The 17,430-nt window shown below is 38.3% G+C and carries 13 protein-coding genes and 1 pseudogene; all 14 read left to right on the top strand.

All coding sequences use genetic code 11. The features are described 5' to 3' along the window. The first annotated feature begins 50 nt into the window (after positions 1-50). The 14 genes and pseudogenes from ACHZEU_RS08725 (at position 51) to ACHZEU_RS08660 (ending at position 17,425) form a co-directional block, all read left to right on the top strand. Positions 51-896, top strand: a complete 846-nt coding sequence (locus tag ACHZEU_RS08725; protein WP_254660046.1) for a LysR family transcriptional regulator — start codon at positions 51-53, stop codon at positions 894-896. A gap of 296 nt (positions 897-1,192) precedes the next feature. After that, positions 1,193-2,596 carry a YfcC family protein gene (locus ACHZEU_RS08720; RefSeq protein WP_066037824.1) on the top strand — a complete coding sequence of 468 codons (1,404 nt, stop codon included), beginning with the start codon at positions 1,193-1,195 and terminating at the stop codon, positions 2,594-2,596. A 12-nt stretch (positions 2,597-2,608) separates the two neighbouring features. Continuing rightward, entirely contained in the window at positions 2,609-3,760 is a 1,152-nt protein-coding gene (locus ACHZEU_RS08715) for a M20 family metallopeptidase (RefSeq protein WP_054550501.1), read from the top strand. 33 nt (positions 3,761-3,793) lie between these two features. Further along, on the top strand, positions 3,794-4,897 hold the full coding sequence (locus ACHZEU_RS08710) for a mandelate racemase/muconate lactonizing enzyme family protein (protein WP_083225383.1): 1,104 nt from the start codon (positions 3,794-3,796) through the stop codon (positions 4,895-4,897). Positions 4,898-5,030: 133 nt separating this feature from the next. After that, entirely contained in the window at positions 5,031-7,076 is a 2,046-nt protein-coding gene (gene recG, locus ACHZEU_RS08705) for an ATP-dependent DNA helicase RecG (protein ID WP_404804589.1), read from the top strand. A gap of 132 nt (positions 7,077-7,208) precedes the next feature. Next, positions 7,209-7,781 (top strand): transcription factor FapR, encoded by a 573-nt coding sequence (fapR, locus tag ACHZEU_RS08700; RefSeq protein ID WP_404804357.1) that lies wholly within the window; start codon positions 7,209-7,211, stop codon positions 7,779-7,781. A 2-nt stretch (positions 7,782-7,783) separates the two neighbouring features. Continuing rightward, positions 7,784-8,776 carry a phosphate acyltransferase PlsX gene (gene plsX, locus ACHZEU_RS08695; RefSeq protein ID WP_404804356.1) on the top strand — a complete coding sequence of 331 codons (993 nt, stop codon included), beginning with the start codon at positions 7,784-7,786 and terminating at the stop codon, positions 8,774-8,776. Between the two features lie 18 nt (positions 8,777-8,794). After that, the gene (gene fabD, locus ACHZEU_RS08690) at positions 8,795-9,748 is read left to right on the top strand and encodes an ACP S-malonyltransferase (protein WP_404804355.1); all 954 of its coding nucleotides are present in this window, start codon (positions 8,795-8,797) and stop codon (positions 9,746-9,748) included. Then, positions 9,741-10,487, top strand: a complete 747-nt coding sequence (gene fabG, locus ACHZEU_RS08685) for a 3-oxoacyl-[acyl-carrier-protein] reductase (protein ID WP_404804354.1) — start codon at positions 9,741-9,743, stop codon at positions 10,485-10,487. Before fabD ends, fabG begins: the two co-directional genes overlap by 8 nt. Before the next feature lie 58 nt (positions 10,488-10,545). Then, complete coding sequence (acpP, locus tag ACHZEU_RS08680; RefSeq protein WP_009371143.1) at positions 10,546-10,782, top strand: acyl carrier protein; 237 nt, start codon at positions 10,546-10,548, stop codon at positions 10,780-10,782. Positions 10,783-11,170: 388 nt separating this feature from the next. Beyond that, entirely contained in the window at positions 11,171-11,935 is a 765-nt protein-coding gene (gene rnc, locus ACHZEU_RS08675; protein WP_404804353.1) for a ribonuclease III, read from the top strand. Positions 11,936-11,938: 3 nt separating this feature from the next. Continuing rightward, positions 11,939-15,520: a chromosome segregation protein SMC gene (gene smc / locus ACHZEU_RS08670; RefSeq protein ID WP_404804352.1), complete on the top strand. Its 3,582-nt coding sequence runs from the start codon at positions 11,939-11,941 to the stop codon at positions 15,518-15,520. Further along, positions 15,517-16,794 carry a signal recognition particle-docking protein FtsY gene (gene ftsY, locus ACHZEU_RS08665; protein WP_048391646.1) on the top strand — a complete coding sequence of 426 codons (1,278 nt, stop codon included), beginning with the start codon at positions 15,517-15,519 and terminating at the stop codon, positions 16,792-16,794. Before smc ends, ftsY begins: the two co-directional genes overlap by 4 nt. Before the next feature lie 295 nt (positions 16,795-17,089). Further along, positions 17,090-17,425 (top strand): annotated as a pseudogene (locus ACHZEU_RS08660) (putative DNA-binding protein). The last annotated feature ends 5 nt before the right edge of the window (positions 17,426-17,430 follow it).

Below are 17,430 nucleotides of genomic sequence, written 5' to 3'. Positions count from 1 at the left end.
TTTATCTTAATTATATAGCAGGGACGTGAATAGAGATGGATTTGCGTAATTTGAAAACATTTCATGTTGTTTCAACTTACCTCAACTTTACAAAAGCGGCTGAAATTCTTAATTATAGCCAGCCTACAATTAGCCAACAGATTAAAGCGTTAGAGGAAGAGTTAGGGCATATCTTAATTAATCGAATGGGTAAGAAAATGTTTCTTTCTCAAGTAGGAAAAATAGTAAAGGAACATACAGATCAATTATTTGGGATTATTGAGGAAATGGAACAGGATTTGAAGAATTTCGAAAAGCCATTTGGTCATTTGACAATCGCTGCACCAGAGTTTTATTGCGGCTATTATTTATCACATATTATCGGTTCGTTTTTAAAACAGTACCCTCAGGTAAACCTAAAACTTCTTTGTGCCAATAGTAAAGAAACAGCCAAACTTGTGAGTTCAAACCAAGCAGATATAGGTTTTGTAGCTGGATCCCCTAGTTACGCTGGTGTAGAGGGGATTTTATTGGAGGAAGAGGATTTAGTATTGGTTGGAAATCCGCTTATTATAAAGGATCGCACTGTGCAGGAAATATTTGATGATTATCCCTTTATAACCTATGGAATGGATGACTGTATTGTCAGTTGCCTGCAAGAAATTAAGTGTAAGCCACAAACAATAGTGGAATTTGGAAGCGAGGAAGCAATTAAGAGAGCAGTAATGGAACAAGTGGGTCTAGCCTTGTTGAGTGATATTATTATTCAAAAAGAGGTAACAAAAGGGAGTCTTCAAGTTCTGTACCGATTCCCTAAAAAGTTACCTACTTATTTAATTTTTCCTCAAAATGCTAAAACATTTAGTAATGTAAGTACATTTATTGATTTAGTTAAAGACACATGGAAAACAATTTAATTGGTTTGTATATCGAAAAGAATGAAAAGAATGTTGCTGCCTGGTGAAATCGCAGGGATGTAACGTTCTTTTTATTTGTAATTTTTTTGATGTATCCCGATGAATTTATATGTAAATTTATCAATAGTAACTATTCAAAATAGTAATTTTTTATTTATTTTTTTATCAATTACAATGAATAAGACGGAAATTTCAAAAAAAGGGGATGGCTTTTTATGTTGGAGAGATATGTTACGTATTGATAGTGGACATAAAAATTTGTTTTTATTCAATGATTCAATTAAGGAGGATGGCGGATGAGTAAATTTATAGCTAATAAAGAAATAGAGCAACAAAAAGGAATTAATGTTTATGTGTTAATCTTTTGCCTTATTGTTATATCATCTATTTTAACGTATTTTATTCCAGCTGGTTCATTTCAACGGGAAGAAGTTAATGGACGTCAAGTGATTCAACCTGGGACATTTAGTTTTACAGATATGAACCCCATTGGATTTTTGGATATTTTTAGCAGTGTACATTCAGGCATGATGCAAGGAGCAAGTATTATTTTCTTCGTATTGATTGTAGGAGGTACCTTTGGAATACTATCAGCCACAGGGGCATTAGAATCCTTTATCGCCATGCTATCTGTAAAAATGGCAAAACGCGAAATGTTAATAATACCAGTATTAATGTTGTTTTTCGCCTGTGCTGGGTCATTAATGGGGATGTCTGATGAAACGATTGTATATGTAGGGATTCTTGCACCGCTTGCTGTTGCCCTAGGGTTTGATGCAATTACAGGTTTTGCAATTGTTATTCTTGGTGCATCTGTCGGATTTTCGGCAGCTGTTATGAATCCGTTTACAGTAGGAATAGCGCAAGAGATTGCGGGCTTGCCATTATTTTCAGGAATTGCTTTTCGAATTGTCATTTTTATTGTCTTATACACAGTAGCAACAATATATGTTTATCGCTATGCAAGAAAAGTGAAAAATAATCCTAAACTCGGCTTTTATGGAAATTTTCGCAATGATGAGGGTGATTTCGTACAGGGGAATTCGAAAATGGAAATAAGACATAAGCTTGTTATGGCTACATTTCTTTTGAATTTTATCGTATTGATGTACGGGGTTGTAAAACTAGGTTGGTACATTACTGAAATAGCTGGTTTATTTTTATTGTTTGGTATTTTAATGGGGCTTATTGGCAAATTATCACCTTCGCATATTGCTAATTCATTTATGAAGGGCGCAGGTGATTTAGTTGGTGGCGCTCTTATCATTGGGTTAGCTCAGTCTATTTTAGTGATTTTCAATAACTCAGGATTAATTGATACAATTCTCTTTTACACATCTGCATTGCTTGATTCAGTTCCACCTGCACTAAATGCTGTAGGGATGTTTATCTTCCAGTTATTTTTAAATTTTTTAGTACCATCAGGAAGTGGACAGGCTGCCTTAACGATGCCAATTATGGCACCTTTATCAGATATGATCGGTGTTACAAGACAAACAGCCGTACTTGCCTATCAATTTGGCGATGGTATGTCGAATATTATATTCCCAACAGTAGGTTTTTTAATGGCGGGATTATCAATTGCGGGTATTCCTTGGGGTAAATGGATAAAGTGGATTTTTCCGTTTATGCTTATTCAAGTAACAGTTGCGGTAATATCGCTCATTATTGCACAAGTCATACAATACGGACCTTTCTAAAGGAGTTTAACAATGGAAATAATGAATATAAAAAAATTAGCAGAAAAGGCAATAGAGGATCGCCGTCATCTGCACCAATACCCAGAGCTTTCTGGTGAAGAATACGAAACAAGTGAGTTTATTCGCAAAAGACTAGAGGAGTTAGATATAGAAATTCTAGATTATGAACCTCCAGGTGTAGTGGCGTTTATAAAAGGGACAAAGGGAACAAAAACTATTGCATTACGTGCCGATATAGATGCCTTACCTATAAAAGAAGAGGGAGACAAACCGTACATTTCAGACAGGCAAGGTGTTGCTCATATGTGTGGCCATGATGGTCATACAGCGATTTTATTAGCAGTTGCAACATGGATAAGCTTAAATAGAGAGAAAATCGAGCCGAATATCAAGCTTATATTTCAATCAGCAGAGGAAATCACGCCAAGTGGCGCTGATTTATTAATTCAAAAAGGTGTGTTGGAAGATATAGATGCTATTTTTGGCATTCACTTATGGCAAGGTTTAGAGAAAGGGAAGATAGGTTTAACACATGGACCGATGATGGCTTCTATTGATGATTTTGAAATTATAATTCAAGGGTATGGTGGTCATGGTTCGATGCCACATGAAACAATTGATCCTATTTATATAGCTAGCCATTTAATGCAAGCTTTTCAAAGTATCATAAGTAGAAATGTCAATCCTATCGATGCGGGTGTCATTACAGTTGGTAATATACAAGCGGGAACCACTTATAATATTATTCCTGATACGGCAAAATTAACTGGAACGATCAGAGCATTGACACCGAACACTGTAAAAATCATTAAAACGAAAATGGTAAGTTTAACAGAAGGGATTTGCCGAGCATTTGGAGCAGAAGGAAAAATCGATTTTATTTTAGGAACACCTCCGCTCGTCAATGATCCAACACAATCACGATTTATTGAATCGATTGTACGGGAACAATTCGGAGATACCGCATTTAAGGTAGTCGAACCAGTCATGGGTGGAGAAGATTTTTCTTATTATTTACAACATAAGCCTGGAGCATTTGTTTTTGTAGGTATGGGTGGTGAAAAAAGCCAATATCCACATCATCATCCACGATTTGATCTAGATGAAGATGTTTTCCCTGATGCGATTCAACTATTTATAAATATTATCTTGCAACATAAATAATCAGACTATTTATACGAAAAGGAGTTTTACATCGTGATAAAAAAGATTGAAGTGTTTGCAGCACGTTTACAATTAAAGGAACCCTTCGTTATTTCTTATGTTCATTTAGATGATATGCCAACTATTCTTACCAGAATCGAGACGGATGAGGGTGTAGTTGGCTGGGGCGAAGCTGTGCCTGATCAAAATGTGACGGGTGAAACTTGGGAGAGCACGTATCACGTTATTAAACATGAACTAGCGCCATTACTGATTGATGAAGATCCATTTGCAGTAGACCGTATCCATAAAAAGTTTAATGAAAAAATTGATGGAGTCCCTTCAGCAAAAGCCGCATTGGACATTGCACTCTACGATTTGATGGGGAAAATGACTGGTCAACCAGTTTATCAATTAATTGGTGGAAAAGCACATGAGGAATTACAGGTGCCAAGAGTGATTAGCATTAAGAGTCCTGAGGAAATGGCTAAAGATGCAAGTGAATTTGTAAAATCGGGTTTCCGTAATATTAAAATTAAGGTTGGTACAAATGCTGATTTAGATATTGCTCGTATTCGTGCTGTAAGAGAAGCAATAGGTGAGGAGGTGCAACTGCGAGTAGATGCCAATCAAGGTTGGAATAGAATGGAGACACTAAAAGTAATAAGAGAAACTACAGCTTGTCATGTAGACTGGTACGAGCAACCTGTAAAAGCACATGATTTAAGAGCGTTAAAAGAAATCAGAGCCCTTTCACCTTGTAGTATTATGGTAGACGAAGGTGTTCATAATATTTATGATTTAGTCGATGTCATAGAAATGCGTGCTGCCGATATGCTAAATATAAAATTAATGAAATCAGGTGGAATCTATCCAGCTTTAGCGCTTGCAAGTCTTGCGGAGGCTGCAGAGATGCCTTGCCAAGTTGGCTCTATGGTTGAATCAGCAATCGGAACAATGGCTGGGGCACACCTAGCCATCAGTAAGTCGATTATCCATACAAACGAGATGGTCGGACCATTAATGTTTGTAAAAGATGTGGCAAATGTTACATACTATAAAGACATCCTGCAGTTAAGTGATAAAGCTGGATTAGGAATAGAAGTTGATGAGCAATATGTGAAAGAAATTACATGTTTCTCCTGTGAAATTAAATAATCAAAAGTTTAACCCTATCAATCATTGGTAGGGTTTTTGCTTATGTGTAGGGTTAGGGAAATCATTTATGGTAATTTAGATAGAGAGAGAATAACACTACATAAACAATCAATGAATGGAGTTGTTGGATAAGATGACTGAATTATATGGACCCGTCAATGAATTAAAAGGCGTCGGGAAAGAAACAGCAGCCCATCTTGAATCACTAGGAATCAATACAATAGCTGATTTATTATGGACGTTCCCACATCGACATGAAGATTTTCGTTTAAAAGATTTAGCGCAAACACCACATAACGAACGGGTTACAGTTGAGTGTAAGGTGGAGCGGGAGCCTACGATTTTATTTTTAGGTCGTAATAAGTCAAGACTCCAAGTAACTGTTTTAGCAGGAAGACATTTAGTAAAAGTCGTATTTTTCAATCAGGGCTATTTAAAGCAAAAGCTTGTACCTGGTTCCATTATTACTGTGACTGGTAAATGGGATCGGGGTAGACAAGTAATCAATGGCACTTCAGTTACATTTGGTCCTAAAACAGATCAAGTTGACTTTGAGCCTGTCTATAGTCTGAAAGGCTTGATCCCCCAAAAAAGATTTCGAAAATATATGCGACAAGTGTTAGATGATTGTGGAGAAGTACTGCCAGAGACCATTCCATATTATTTACAAGAGTCGTATAAGCTTGTTTCAATAAGAGAGGGCTTGGAGGGTATTCATTTTCCACTGGATGCTGGGCATGCTAAACAAGCAAGGAGACGCTTTGCCTATGAGGAGCTATTAAACTTCCAATTGCGTATTCAAGCTTTWCGGAAAATAAGGAAGGATAGTGATCCAAGCCCTCTTGGTCTTTTTTGTGTGCATAAGTTACGAGATTTTATCGCTTCCTTACCCTATGAATTAACGAATGCTCAAAAACGCGTGGTGAATGAAATTTGTAAGGATTTGAAGGAGCCGCATCGAATGAATCGCTTGCTACAAGGGGATGTAGGTTCGGGTAAAACCGTTGTAGCAGCAATAGGGCTATATGCAGCCGTAACAGCAGGTTTTCAAGGAGCCTTAATGGCACCAACTGAAATATTAGCAGAACAGCACTTAGAGAATTTGAAAGAATGGTTCCAACCATTTGGTGTTCGTGTTGCACTCTTATCCGGGTCCACTAAAACAAAAGAGCGACGTGTGATATTAGCTGATTTGGCAAATGGAGATCTTGATATTGTTATTGGTACACATGCACTAATCCAGCCAGATGTTATTTTTCATAAACTTGGCTTTGTCATCACGGATGAACAGCACCGCTTTGGTGTGGAGCAACGACGTATTTTGCGTGATAAAGGGGAGAATCCCGATGTGCTTTTTATGACAGCTACCCCGATACCACGAACATTAGCTATTACTGCATTTGGGGAAATGGACGTATCGATGATTGATGAAATGCCAGCAGGGCGTAAGCAGATTGAAACGCATTGGATGAAGAAAGAACAATTCGGCTCCGTTTTATCTAAGCTAGAATTAGAGCTAGCGGCTGGAAGACAAGCCTATGCGATTTGTCCGCTTATCGAGGAATCCGATAAGCTTGATGTTCAGAATGCTGTGGAAATTTATGAGCAGCTAGCGACTTATTTTAAAGATCGTTATCATGTTGGTTTAATGCATGGGCGTTTATCAGCAGATGAAAAAGATGCGGTTATGCGTGCTTTTAGTGAAGGGACTATTCAAGTTTTAGTTTCTACAACCGTTGTAGAGGTAGGTGTAAATGTACCAAATGCTACCTTTATGCTTGTCTATGATGCTGAACGCTTTGGCCTAGCGCAGCTGCATCAGCTTCGAGGTCGTGTTGGTCGTGGTGAGCACCAATCATACTGTATTTTACTTGCAGATCCTAAGTCTGATGAGGGGAAAGAACGTATGCAATCGATGACAGAAACAAATGATGGTTTCCGTTTAGCTGAAAAAGATCTTGAATTAAGGGGACCAGGAGACTTTTTTGGTAGAAAGCAAAGTGGTTTACCTGATTTTAAAGTAGCTGATTTAGTACATGATTATCGTATATTGGAGACCGCTAGAAAAGATGCCTCAGAGATGCTTGAAACAAAAGAGTTTTGGCAGGATGACGACTATCAATACTTGCGTAAAATGCTAGAAGATACTGGTGTTTTACAAGGAGAGCGCTTCGATTAATCTGAGAAGCTTGTTAGCACAGAAAGAATGTAAGTACTTGATTTCAAAACAAGTCTTGCATTCTTTTTTTATACTCTATATACTGATATTAGTACCAAGTGCTAATAACAACTCAAAAGGTGGCGAATGAAGTTGAGACGAACGAAAAAAGAGCGACAGCGACTACTATCTGAAACGATAGCTGAAAATCCATTCGTCACAGATGAACAGCTAGCAACACAGTTTCAGGTAAGTGTCCAAACAATTCGTTTAGACCGTATGGAATTATCAATACCAGAATTACGCGAGCGAATTAAAGATGTTGCTTCAAAAAACTATGAAAATGAAGTAAAATCTCTCCCGATTGATGAGGTCATTGGGGAGATAGTAGATATTGAATTAGATCATCGAGCACTCTCGATTTTTGATGTACAAGAAGAACATGTTTTTCAGCGTAATGGCATCGCACGTGGGCATCATTTGTTTGCGCAAGCAAATTCATTAGCGGTTGCAGTAATTGATGACGAACTAGCATTAACCGTACATTCCAATATTACGTTTGTGAAACCTGTACDAGCTBGAAATCGWGTTRTWAYAAAAKCGRKTKKTATMGGACGAGATGGACAAACACATCGAACAAAAGTTGAGGTAACATCTACCGTTAATGGTGAAACCGTKTTTGKTGGTGAGTTTGATAWGTACCGCACGAAAGGTAAAGGTGAGTAACAATGAAAWTAGCGYTTGATGGAAWGKGWRGAGACAATGCACCAAAGTCAGTTGTTGAAGGTGCACTTTTAGCATTAGAGCAAATTCCAAACTTAGAAATTCAACTATATGGTCATCAAGATAAGCTGGAACCATTTTTAAAACAACATGATCGATTAAAGGTTATACATTGTGAGGAAGCAGTAGAAGGAACTGATGATCCTGCCCGTGCTGTTCGTAGAAAAAAGGATTCTTCCATGGCACGTATGATGGATGCAGTAGAGGAGGGTAAAGCAGATGCTTGCCTTTCTGCAGGGAACACAGGGGCCCTGATGGCGGGTGGCCTATTTAAAGTAGGTCGCATTGAGGGAATAGCTAGACCAGCATTAGCTACAACGCTACCAACATTAGACGGTAAAGGGTTTTTAATGCTTGATTTAGGGGCAAATGCAGATGCTCGCCCAGAGCATTTAGTGCAATATGCCATTATGGGTGATATTTATGCTAAAAAGGTTGGAGGTTTGCAAAAACCACGAATTGGCTTATTAAATATCGGTACCGAGGATAAAAAAGGGAATGAATTAACAAAAGCTGCCTTCGAATTATTGAAGGAAGCAGATTTGAATTTTATTGGAAATGTAGAAGCACGTGATTTACTTGAGGGAGTAGCTGATGTTGTTGTAACAGATGGCTTTACAGGAAATATGGTGTTGAAGTCTATTGAAGGGACAGCAGGTGCTTTATTTTCTATGTTAAAAGAGGCCTTTATGTCTTCAACGAAAACGAAAATTTCAGCAGCGCTCATGAAAAATAATTTACGTGACTTGAAAAATAAAATGGACTATACAGAGTATGGTGGCGCAGGATTGTTTGGCTTACAAGCACCTGTTATTAAGGCACATGGATCATCAAATGCGAAAGCGATTTTCAGTGCCATTCGACAAGCCAATACGATGGTGGAGCATACAGTTATTTCGACGATTACGGAGACAGTACGCCACATAGAAATTGATTAAGCAAAGGGGATTATTCAAATGACAAAAATAGCATTTATTTTTCCAGGACAGGGTTCACAAGTAGTTGGAATGGGTCAAGAGTTTGTTGAAAATGCTACAGAAAGTAAAGCATTTTATGATCGCGCAGATCAAGCTCTTCAATTTGAATTATCTAAATTAAKGTTAGAAGGTCCAGCAGAAGAGTKAACACTGACATATMACGCACAGCCAGCGCKACTTACTACTGGTGTAATGGTGGCTGAAAAGTTACGCGCAGCAGGTATTCAACCACACTACGCAGCGGGTCATTCACTTGGAGAATATGGTGCATTGGTGTTAGCAGGTGTTATGTCATTTGATGATGCTGTGTCAATCGTGCATAAACGAGGTCTTTATATGAATGAAGCTGTGCCAGCAGGTCAAGGCGCAATGGCAGCAATTTTAGGAATGGAACTAGAGGCATTGAACGAGGTAACAGAGCAGGTATCAGCATCAGGTGACTCTGTTCAGGTGGCTAATGTGAATTGTCCAGGACAAATTGTTATTTCGGGCACTAAAGAAGGTGTGGATAAAGCAAGTGTTGCTGCCAAAGAAGCTGGTGCAAAACGAGCAATACCTTTAGTTGTAAGTGGTCCCTTCCACTCTGATTTAATGCGTCCATCTTCAGAGAAACTGCAAGCAGCATTGGCAGAGATTTCTTTATCTGCACCTGAAATTCCTGTAATTGGCAATGTGATGGCGAAGGAATTAAAAGATGTAGCAGCAATACAACAAGAGCTAGTTGAACAGGTATACAGTGCTGTTCAATGGGAAGCTTCTATGCGTGAAATGCTTGCGCAAGGTGTTGACGTCTTTATCGAATGTGGACCTGGTAAAGTATTAAGCGGTCTCCTGAAAAAAATTGATCGCTCTGTTGCAACTTATTGTGTTTATGATGAAGCTTCGTTAGAAGCAGTTTTAGAAGCGTCGAAGGAGTGGTCAATTAATGCGTAAATTAGAAGGAAAAGTAGCTGTTGTAACAGGAGCTTCAAGAGGGATTGGACGTGCTATTGCTTTAAAGCTTGCAGAAGAAGGTGCTAAGGTTGTTGTGAACTATAGCGGCTCTCAGGCAAAAGCAGAAGAAGTAGTAGCGATGATTCAAGAAAACGGTGGCGAAGCAATTGCTGTACAAGCTAGCGTCTCTCAGACAGAAGAAGTGACAGCATTAATGGATGCTGCTGTGAAAACATACGGCTCCCTTGATATTTTAGTGAATAATGCTGGTATTACAAGAGATAACTTGATCATGCGTATGAAAGAAGACGAATGGGACGATGTATTAAATACGAACCTTAAAGGTGTTTTCCTTTGTACAAAAGCGGTCACACGTCAAATGATGAAGCAACGTGCAGGTCGCATTATTAACATTTCTTCCATCGTTGGTGTAGCGGGTAATGCTGGTCAAGCCAACTATGTTGCGGCTAAAGCAGGTGTTATTGGACTAACGAAAACGACGGCAAAGGAATTAGCTTCTCGTAATATTTTAGTTAATGCTATTGCACCAGGTTTTATCGAAACAGAAATGACAGAACAATTGCCAGAGGATATCAAACAAGGTATGCTAACACAGATTCCTCTTGCGAAACTTGGTCAGCCAGMGGATATCGCAAAAGCAGTAGCTTTCCTAGCATCGGAGGACGCAAATTATATGACTGGACAAACGCTTCATATTGATGGCGGTACGGTTATGTAATTTCAATTAGGCATATAAGCTGATTTTTTGTATAATCATTTGAGGGGAGGTGAATCATTTGTCTACAGTATTAGAACGCGTAACAAAAGTAATCGTGGACCGTTTAGGTGTGGAAGAAAGCGAAGTAACGCTTGAAGCTTCTTTCCGTGATGATTTAGGTGCTGACTCATTAGACGTAGTTGAGCTTGTAATGGAGCTTGAAGACGAATTCGATATGGAAATTTCTGATGAAGATGCTGAAAAAATCTCAACAGTAGGTACTGCAATCTCATACATCGAAAGTAAATTAAACTAATTTCGTTAAAACTTTATTTAGTGAAAATAGATCACCTCTAATGGTGTAATGGTCATCGTAATCATACAATGGTTTTATGGTAGCTTGAATAAAGTAGAAATTAYTTTTTCTGCATTCCTTGTTTGAAGGAGCAGATTCAATGAATGAAGATGTATTTAAAGGGGACGAAATGGATCGGTTTTCGATCTATTAACGTCCCTTTTTTATGTTAAAAATCTAATGACCAGTCAGCTTCAAAATTCTCTCTAATGGGAGATGCATGCTGTATTAAGAGGAATTTTCGGAAAAATTTCCAAAACATTGTGTTTAAGCCGAAATACTTTTGCATAAACGCCCTGAAAAAGGTACACTAAAACGGTAGAAACTATTAGGAAGGCAGATTTGTTCAATGGCTATGAAAAGAAAAGGAACTATGCAGAAATCTGGCGTACTTCCTGAAAAAGTACGCAACCAATTTGAGCTGTTACAGCATGAATTAAATATCACATTTATTAATAAAAATTTATTGTATCAAGCATTCACGCATTCATCTTATGTKAATGWGCATCGCCGTAAATTATTTACGGATAATGAGCGTCTTGAATTTTTAGGAGACGCAGTACTTGAACTGTCTGTTTCTAAATATCTTTTTGAGAAATACCCAAATATGAGCGAGGGTGAGTTAACAAAGCTAAGAGCTTCCATTGTATGTGAGCCATCACTAGTGATATTTGCTAACGAGCTAGGCTTTGGACGCTTTGTATTACTTGGAAAAGGTGAGGAATTAACAGGTGGTCGGGAACGTCCAGCGCTGCTTGCAGATGTCTTTGAATCATTTGTAGGTGCACTCTATTTAGATCAAGATTTACAAACGGTCGTGTCATTTTTAGAACGAATCGTGTTCCCAAAAGTAGAAGTCGGTGCTTTTTCGCATGTGATGGATTTTAAAAGTCAATTGCAAGAAATGGTACAGCAAACGAATAATGGACTTCTTCATTATGAGATTATCGATGAAAAAGGCCCAGCACATAATCGTACCTTTGTATCAAGCGTATTATTAAATGGACAAGAGCTTGGTATTGGTCGTGGAAAATCAAAAAAAGAAGCCGAGCAGCAAGCTGCACAATGTGCAATGCGGATGATGCGTGAAGAAGCTGCAAAAGAGGAGGCTTAATAGATGTTCCTAAAACGACTAGAAGTGATTGGCTTTAAATCTTTTGCGGAACGCATTGGAATTGATTTTGTACCTGGTGTTACAGCCGTTGTTGGACCAAATGGCAGTGGAAAAAGTAATGTCACAGATGCGATTCGTTGGGTACTTGGGGAGCAATCGGCAAAGTCGTTACGTGGAGCAAAGATGGAAGATGTTATTTTCGCTGGGAGTGACTCTCGTAAGCCACTCAACTTTGCAGAAGTAACACTTATTTTAGATAATACTGATGAGCAACTTGCTTTTTCTTATACAGAAGTCAGTGTAACAAGACGCGTATACCGTTCAGGTGATAGTGAATATTTATTAAATAATCAACAGTGTCGCCTGAAGGATATTACGGACTTGTTTATGGATTCAGGACTTGGGAAAGAGGCATTTTCAATTATCTCTCAAGGTCGTGTTGATGAAATTTTAAATAGTCGACCTGATGACCGTCGTTCTATTTTTGAAGAGGCAGCTGGCGTTTTAAAGTATAAAATAAGAAAGAAAAAAGCTGAGCATAAGCTTGTTGAGACAGATGAAAATTTGTATCGTGTATTAGACATTCTCCATGAATTAGACAACCGATTAGAGCCGCTTGAAATGCAGGCATCTAGTGCAAGAGATTATGTACAAATGTCTTCTGAGCTAAAGGATTTTGATATTGCAATTCTTGTGCATGATTTTAAAAATTGTGCACAATCTTTGCATGCGCTTAAAGAGGAATTTACGAAGCTTTCTGCAACAGAGCTAGAACAAGCTCAAAATATTTCAATGATTGATAAACAGACCGCCAATATACGTAAGCTATTAAAAGATCTAGATGATTATTTGGATGTTTCGCAGGCTGAGCTTGTCAATGCCACTATGGAGGTAGAGCGTTGGGATGGTCGTAAGGCATTAATGGCTGAAAAACGCCAAAATGCATCGAATCAACTATTACAACTGAATACAACATTACAAGAGGCTAAGGCGGAAGTAGAATTACTCCTGGTTCAAGAACAGGAGAAAAAAGAAGTGTTCTCCGAGAAGCAACAAGCCGTATCAGTATTAAAGCAGAGCATCAAGCAGTTAGAACAATCATTAAATCGGTCTGTGACAGAAATCGAGGAAGAAATAGAAGACTATAAAAATCGATATATTGATTCATTAAATGAAGAAGCAACAGTCAAGAATGAATTAAAAAATATCGATCAGCAATTAGCTCAACAAAAGGCAATGGCGGCAAAAATGTCTGATCAAACAGATGAAATTGGACAAGAGCTTATGCAAATCATTGCTGAAAAAGAAAAGCTAGTGGTTGAACATGCTTTGACAACCAATGATTTACAGAAACAATTAGAGCAATATGAAACCTTACAAATACAGTTGAAAAATGTCAATATTTCTTTTAGCGAAAAACAGGATATGTTGTACAAAGCGTATCAACACCAACAACAACTAAAGGCTAGAAAAGATACATTAGCTGAACTCGAAGCTGATTTTTCTGGGTTCTTCCAAGGTGTTAAAGAAGTCTTGCTTGCTCGAGATAAAGGTGATTTACAAGGTATTGAGGGTGCTGTAGCAGAGTTAATCCAAGTTGAAGGAAAGTATTCACAAGCGATTGAAACAGCTTTAGGCGCTGCCTCTCAACATATTGTCACAACCAATGAGCGCCATGCGCAACAGGCTATTCACTGGTTAAAACAAAAACGGGCTGGACGTGCTACTTTTTTACCGAAAACAGTCATGAAATCACGCAAAATTAATCTAGGAACTATTCAGCTAGCAACTGAACATCCTGCCTTTGTTAAAATGGCAGATGCACTCGTCACTTTTAATGAAGACAATCGAACAATTGTTGAAAATCTATTAGGGAATGTCATCGTGGCATCAAATTTAGAAGGCGCAAGTCAAATTGCCCGATTATGTGGTTTCCGATACCGAGTTGTCACACTTGAAGGAGATATTGTTAATGCAGGGGGTTCCTTAACAGGTGGTGCACTGAAACAGCAATCCTCACTCTTTACAAGAAAAGCAGAGTTAGATGATTTAATCATTAAGCTAGAATCGTTACAGGCTTCCATTTATAGTGCTGAACAGGCTGTTGCAGCCGAAAAAGAGAAGCTTGCAGTACTGCGAGATCAAGTAGAGCAATTAAAGCTTGAAGGAGAGCAATTACGAAAAGATGAGATGCAACAGTCAAGTCGTATTCGTGAGCTAGAAGTCGTAGAAAAAAGCTTATCGGCTAGAGTAACCTTTGCTTCAACTGAAACAAAAGATGTAAAAACACGTGAGGAAGCATTGTTAACACAAAAGCAAGCAGCAGAGGAGCGCTTAAATACCCTTGCTGTAGAGCTTGTCGAAATCAATGAAACTGTCGAACAATTAAGTAAGGTAAAGTTACAGGGGGAGACAGAGAAAGATGTCTTACGAGAACAGCTTGCCGAAAAACGTTCACAGCTAGCGGTTATGCAAGAACAAATGTCACAAGTTCAAATTACAACTGCTGAACTGGCACTACAATTAAACAAAGCACAACAAAAAGTTAAAAATATTTCTCAGGAAATAATGTGGCTTCAATCTGATGAATCGACAAATCATTTAAGTGATGAAGAGGTCGAGGAACAGGTTGTGACATGGAAAGCAAGAAGAGATGCCTTACAAGAGACTATTTCTGAAAAGAAAGAGCAGAAAATAGGACAACAACAAGAACTCTCTACATTAGAAGAACAACTCAAGGAACTACAGCGTATTCATAAAGGATACCTTGAAGCAATTCGTGCCAATGAGTTAAAACGTAATCGTGTAGAATTTGAAATGGATAATTTTATCGAACAACTCGAAGAAAATTATCAGTTAACATTCGAAGAGGCTGAGAAAGAAGCTCTGGCAATAGAAGATGAAGAGTTTGTGCGAAGACGTGTTAAATTGTTAAAAAGATCCATTGAAGAGCTAGGACCTGTTAATTTAAGTGCGATTGAGGAATATGATAGAGTACTAGAACGTCATACTTTCTTAACTGAACAACGAGAGGACTTGCTTGCTGCACAGGAAACATTACATGAAGCAATCAAAGAAATGGATGAAGAAATGACGTTGCGCTTTAGTGAAACGTTTTACGCTATTAGAGAGCAATTTAAACGTGTTTTCCGTGAATTGTTTGGCGGGGGGCAAGCTGATTTGGTTTTAATTGACCCTCAAAATTTATTGGAAACAGGTATTGAAATTGTGGCAMAGCCTCCAGGAAAAAAATTACAGAATTTAAGTTTGCTTTCTGGTGGTGAGCGTGCACTTACGGCCATTGCTTTACTATTCTCCATCTTAAATATTCGACCTGTACCATTTTGTATTCTGGATGAAGTAGAGGCGGCTTTAGATGAAGCGAATGTTGTGCGTTATAGCCAATATTTGAAAAAGTTTAGTCTCGACACACAATTCATTGTGATTACTCATCGTAAAGGAACAATGGAGGGAGCTGATGTCTTGTATGGTATAACAATGCAAGAATCAGGTGTGTCGAAACTTGTATCAGTAAAACTAGAAGATGAACCCGTACTTGCGGAGCAAAGGAGCGAACAAGCATGAGTTTTTTTAAACGTTTAAAAGATAAATTAATGGGTAATCCAGCAGAGGAAGAGAAGCTAGACGCAACCGACAACGAACAGGAATCTGACCATTCGGAGCCAGAGTTTAAAGAATCAAACGAACCTGCTGCCATTGAAACCGTTGATCTAAAAGTGTCTGAACAAGATGAAGAGTCACCAGAAATGGCGATTGTGAAAGAAGTCGACGTGGAAGCCGAGCCCTCACCTGAAATAGAAGAAGCACAGCTAGATGTTCAGGAGCTAGCAGTAGTAGAGGATGAACCACTGGAAGAGAAAAAGCCTTCTGCTTGGTCAATAACACAAAAATTCAAGGCTGGTCTTGAAAAAACACGTAATTCTTTTACATCAAAAGTGAATGACCTTGTTGCACGCTATCGTAAAGTGGATGAGGATTTCTTTGAAGAATTAGAGGACTTACTATTACAGGCTGATGTTGGATTTGAAACAGTCATGGAACTCATGGATAAACTGCGTTATGAAGTGCAACGTAAAAATATTAAAGATACAAATGGCATTCAAGCTGTGATTTCTGAGAAGCTTGTAGAAATTTACGAGCAAGGTGAAGAAGATTTAATTGAACTAACTATGCAGCCAGATGGTGAACTAACGGTTATTCTATTTGTTGGTGTAAATGGTGTTGGGAAAACAACAACGATAGGTAAGCTAGCACACCGTTTAAAGTCTCAAGGGAAAACTGTTGTATTAGCTGCGGGTGATACGTTCCGTGCAGGTGCTATTGATCAATTACAAGTATGGGGAGATCGTGTTGGTTGTGAGGTTATTAAACAATCAGAAGGCTCTGACCCAGCAGCAGTTATGTATGATGCGATTCGTGCAGCAAAAAACAGAAAAGCGGATGTGTTGATTTGTGATACAGCGGGACGCTTGCAGAACAAAGTGAACCTAATGAATGAGCTTGAAAAAGTTCATCGTGTTATTTCACGTGAAATTCCAAATGCTCCACATGAAGTATTATTAGCATTAGATGCAACAACTGGCCAAAATGCGCTTGTTCAAGCACAAACATTTAAAGAGGCAACGAATGTGACAGGGATTGTTTTAACAAAGTTAGACGGTACTGCTAAAGGGGGTATTGTTCTTGCTATTCGTAACAAGCTGCACATTCCTGTAAAATTTGTGGGTCTTGGTGAGAAAATGGATGATTTACAGCCATTTGATGCAGAACGATATGTCTATGGACTATTTGCTGATGGTTTGGATAAGGAACTACAAAATAATGATGAAAACAGCTAACAGTGGCTGAATAGTTTTATATTGAATGCCATATATCTCTTKTCTATTCAGAAAGCAGGATGCTTAGTTTGCTTCAGCTTTTGAACAAAATTGGATAAAGTGACACTGACACATAATAGATAAAAACGCTCGATTGTGTATAGGTGAATTGACTTGTTTAAAAGAGTAATACTAGCCAAAGGCAAAAAATGCCTGAAAGCTGTAATTTAGGCTTTTAGACAAGGAGATTACCTTGACACAGACGGGCGCTTTTCGTTATGATACAAATGACTAATAGCGGGAGGAGAAACATTCGATGCTACTTGAAAAAACAACACGCATGAACTTTCTCTTCGACTTTTATCAAGCATTATTAACAGATAAGCAAAGAAGTTATATGGAGCTATACTATTTGGATGATAACTCTCTAGGAGAAATCKCTGAATCGTATGGTGTTTCACGCCAAGCTGTTTACGATAATATTCGTCGAACTGAAGCGATGCTTGAGGAATATGAAGAAAAATTATGTTTACTTGAGWAATTTCAACAASGWACCCAAATGYWGKYACAGCWWAMMCAKKSGRWYWYAGAAAAAAGTATGAYAGCTGAAGAGCAGCTAGCACTTATTGAGCAGCTGAAAGAATGGGATTAGGAGGC

It is taken from the genome of Lysinibacillus sp. S1 (assembly GCF_044986265.1).
GTDB classification, from domain to species: domain Bacteria; phylum Bacillota; class Bacilli; order Bacillales_A; family Planococcaceae; genus Lysinibacillus; species Lysinibacillus capsici.
Note: the sequence above shows the minus strand (reverse complement) of the source record. Positions and strands in the feature narration are given on the sequence as shown.

What these genes read in the sequence shown, in the direction of transcription:
- ACHZEU_RS08720 (WP_066037824.1), top strand. Translation starts at nt 1,193, where the DNA reads ATGAGTAAATTTATAGCTAATAAAGAAATAGAGCAACAAAAAGGAATT.
- ACHZEU_RS08715 (WP_054550501.1), top strand. Translation starts at nt 2,609, where the DNA reads ATGGAAATAATGAATATAAAAAAATTAGCAGAAAAGGCAATAGAGGAT.
- ftsY (WP_048391646.1), top strand. Translation starts at nt 15,517, where the DNA reads ATGAGTTTTTTTAAACGTTTAAAAGATAAATTAATGGGTAATCCAGCA.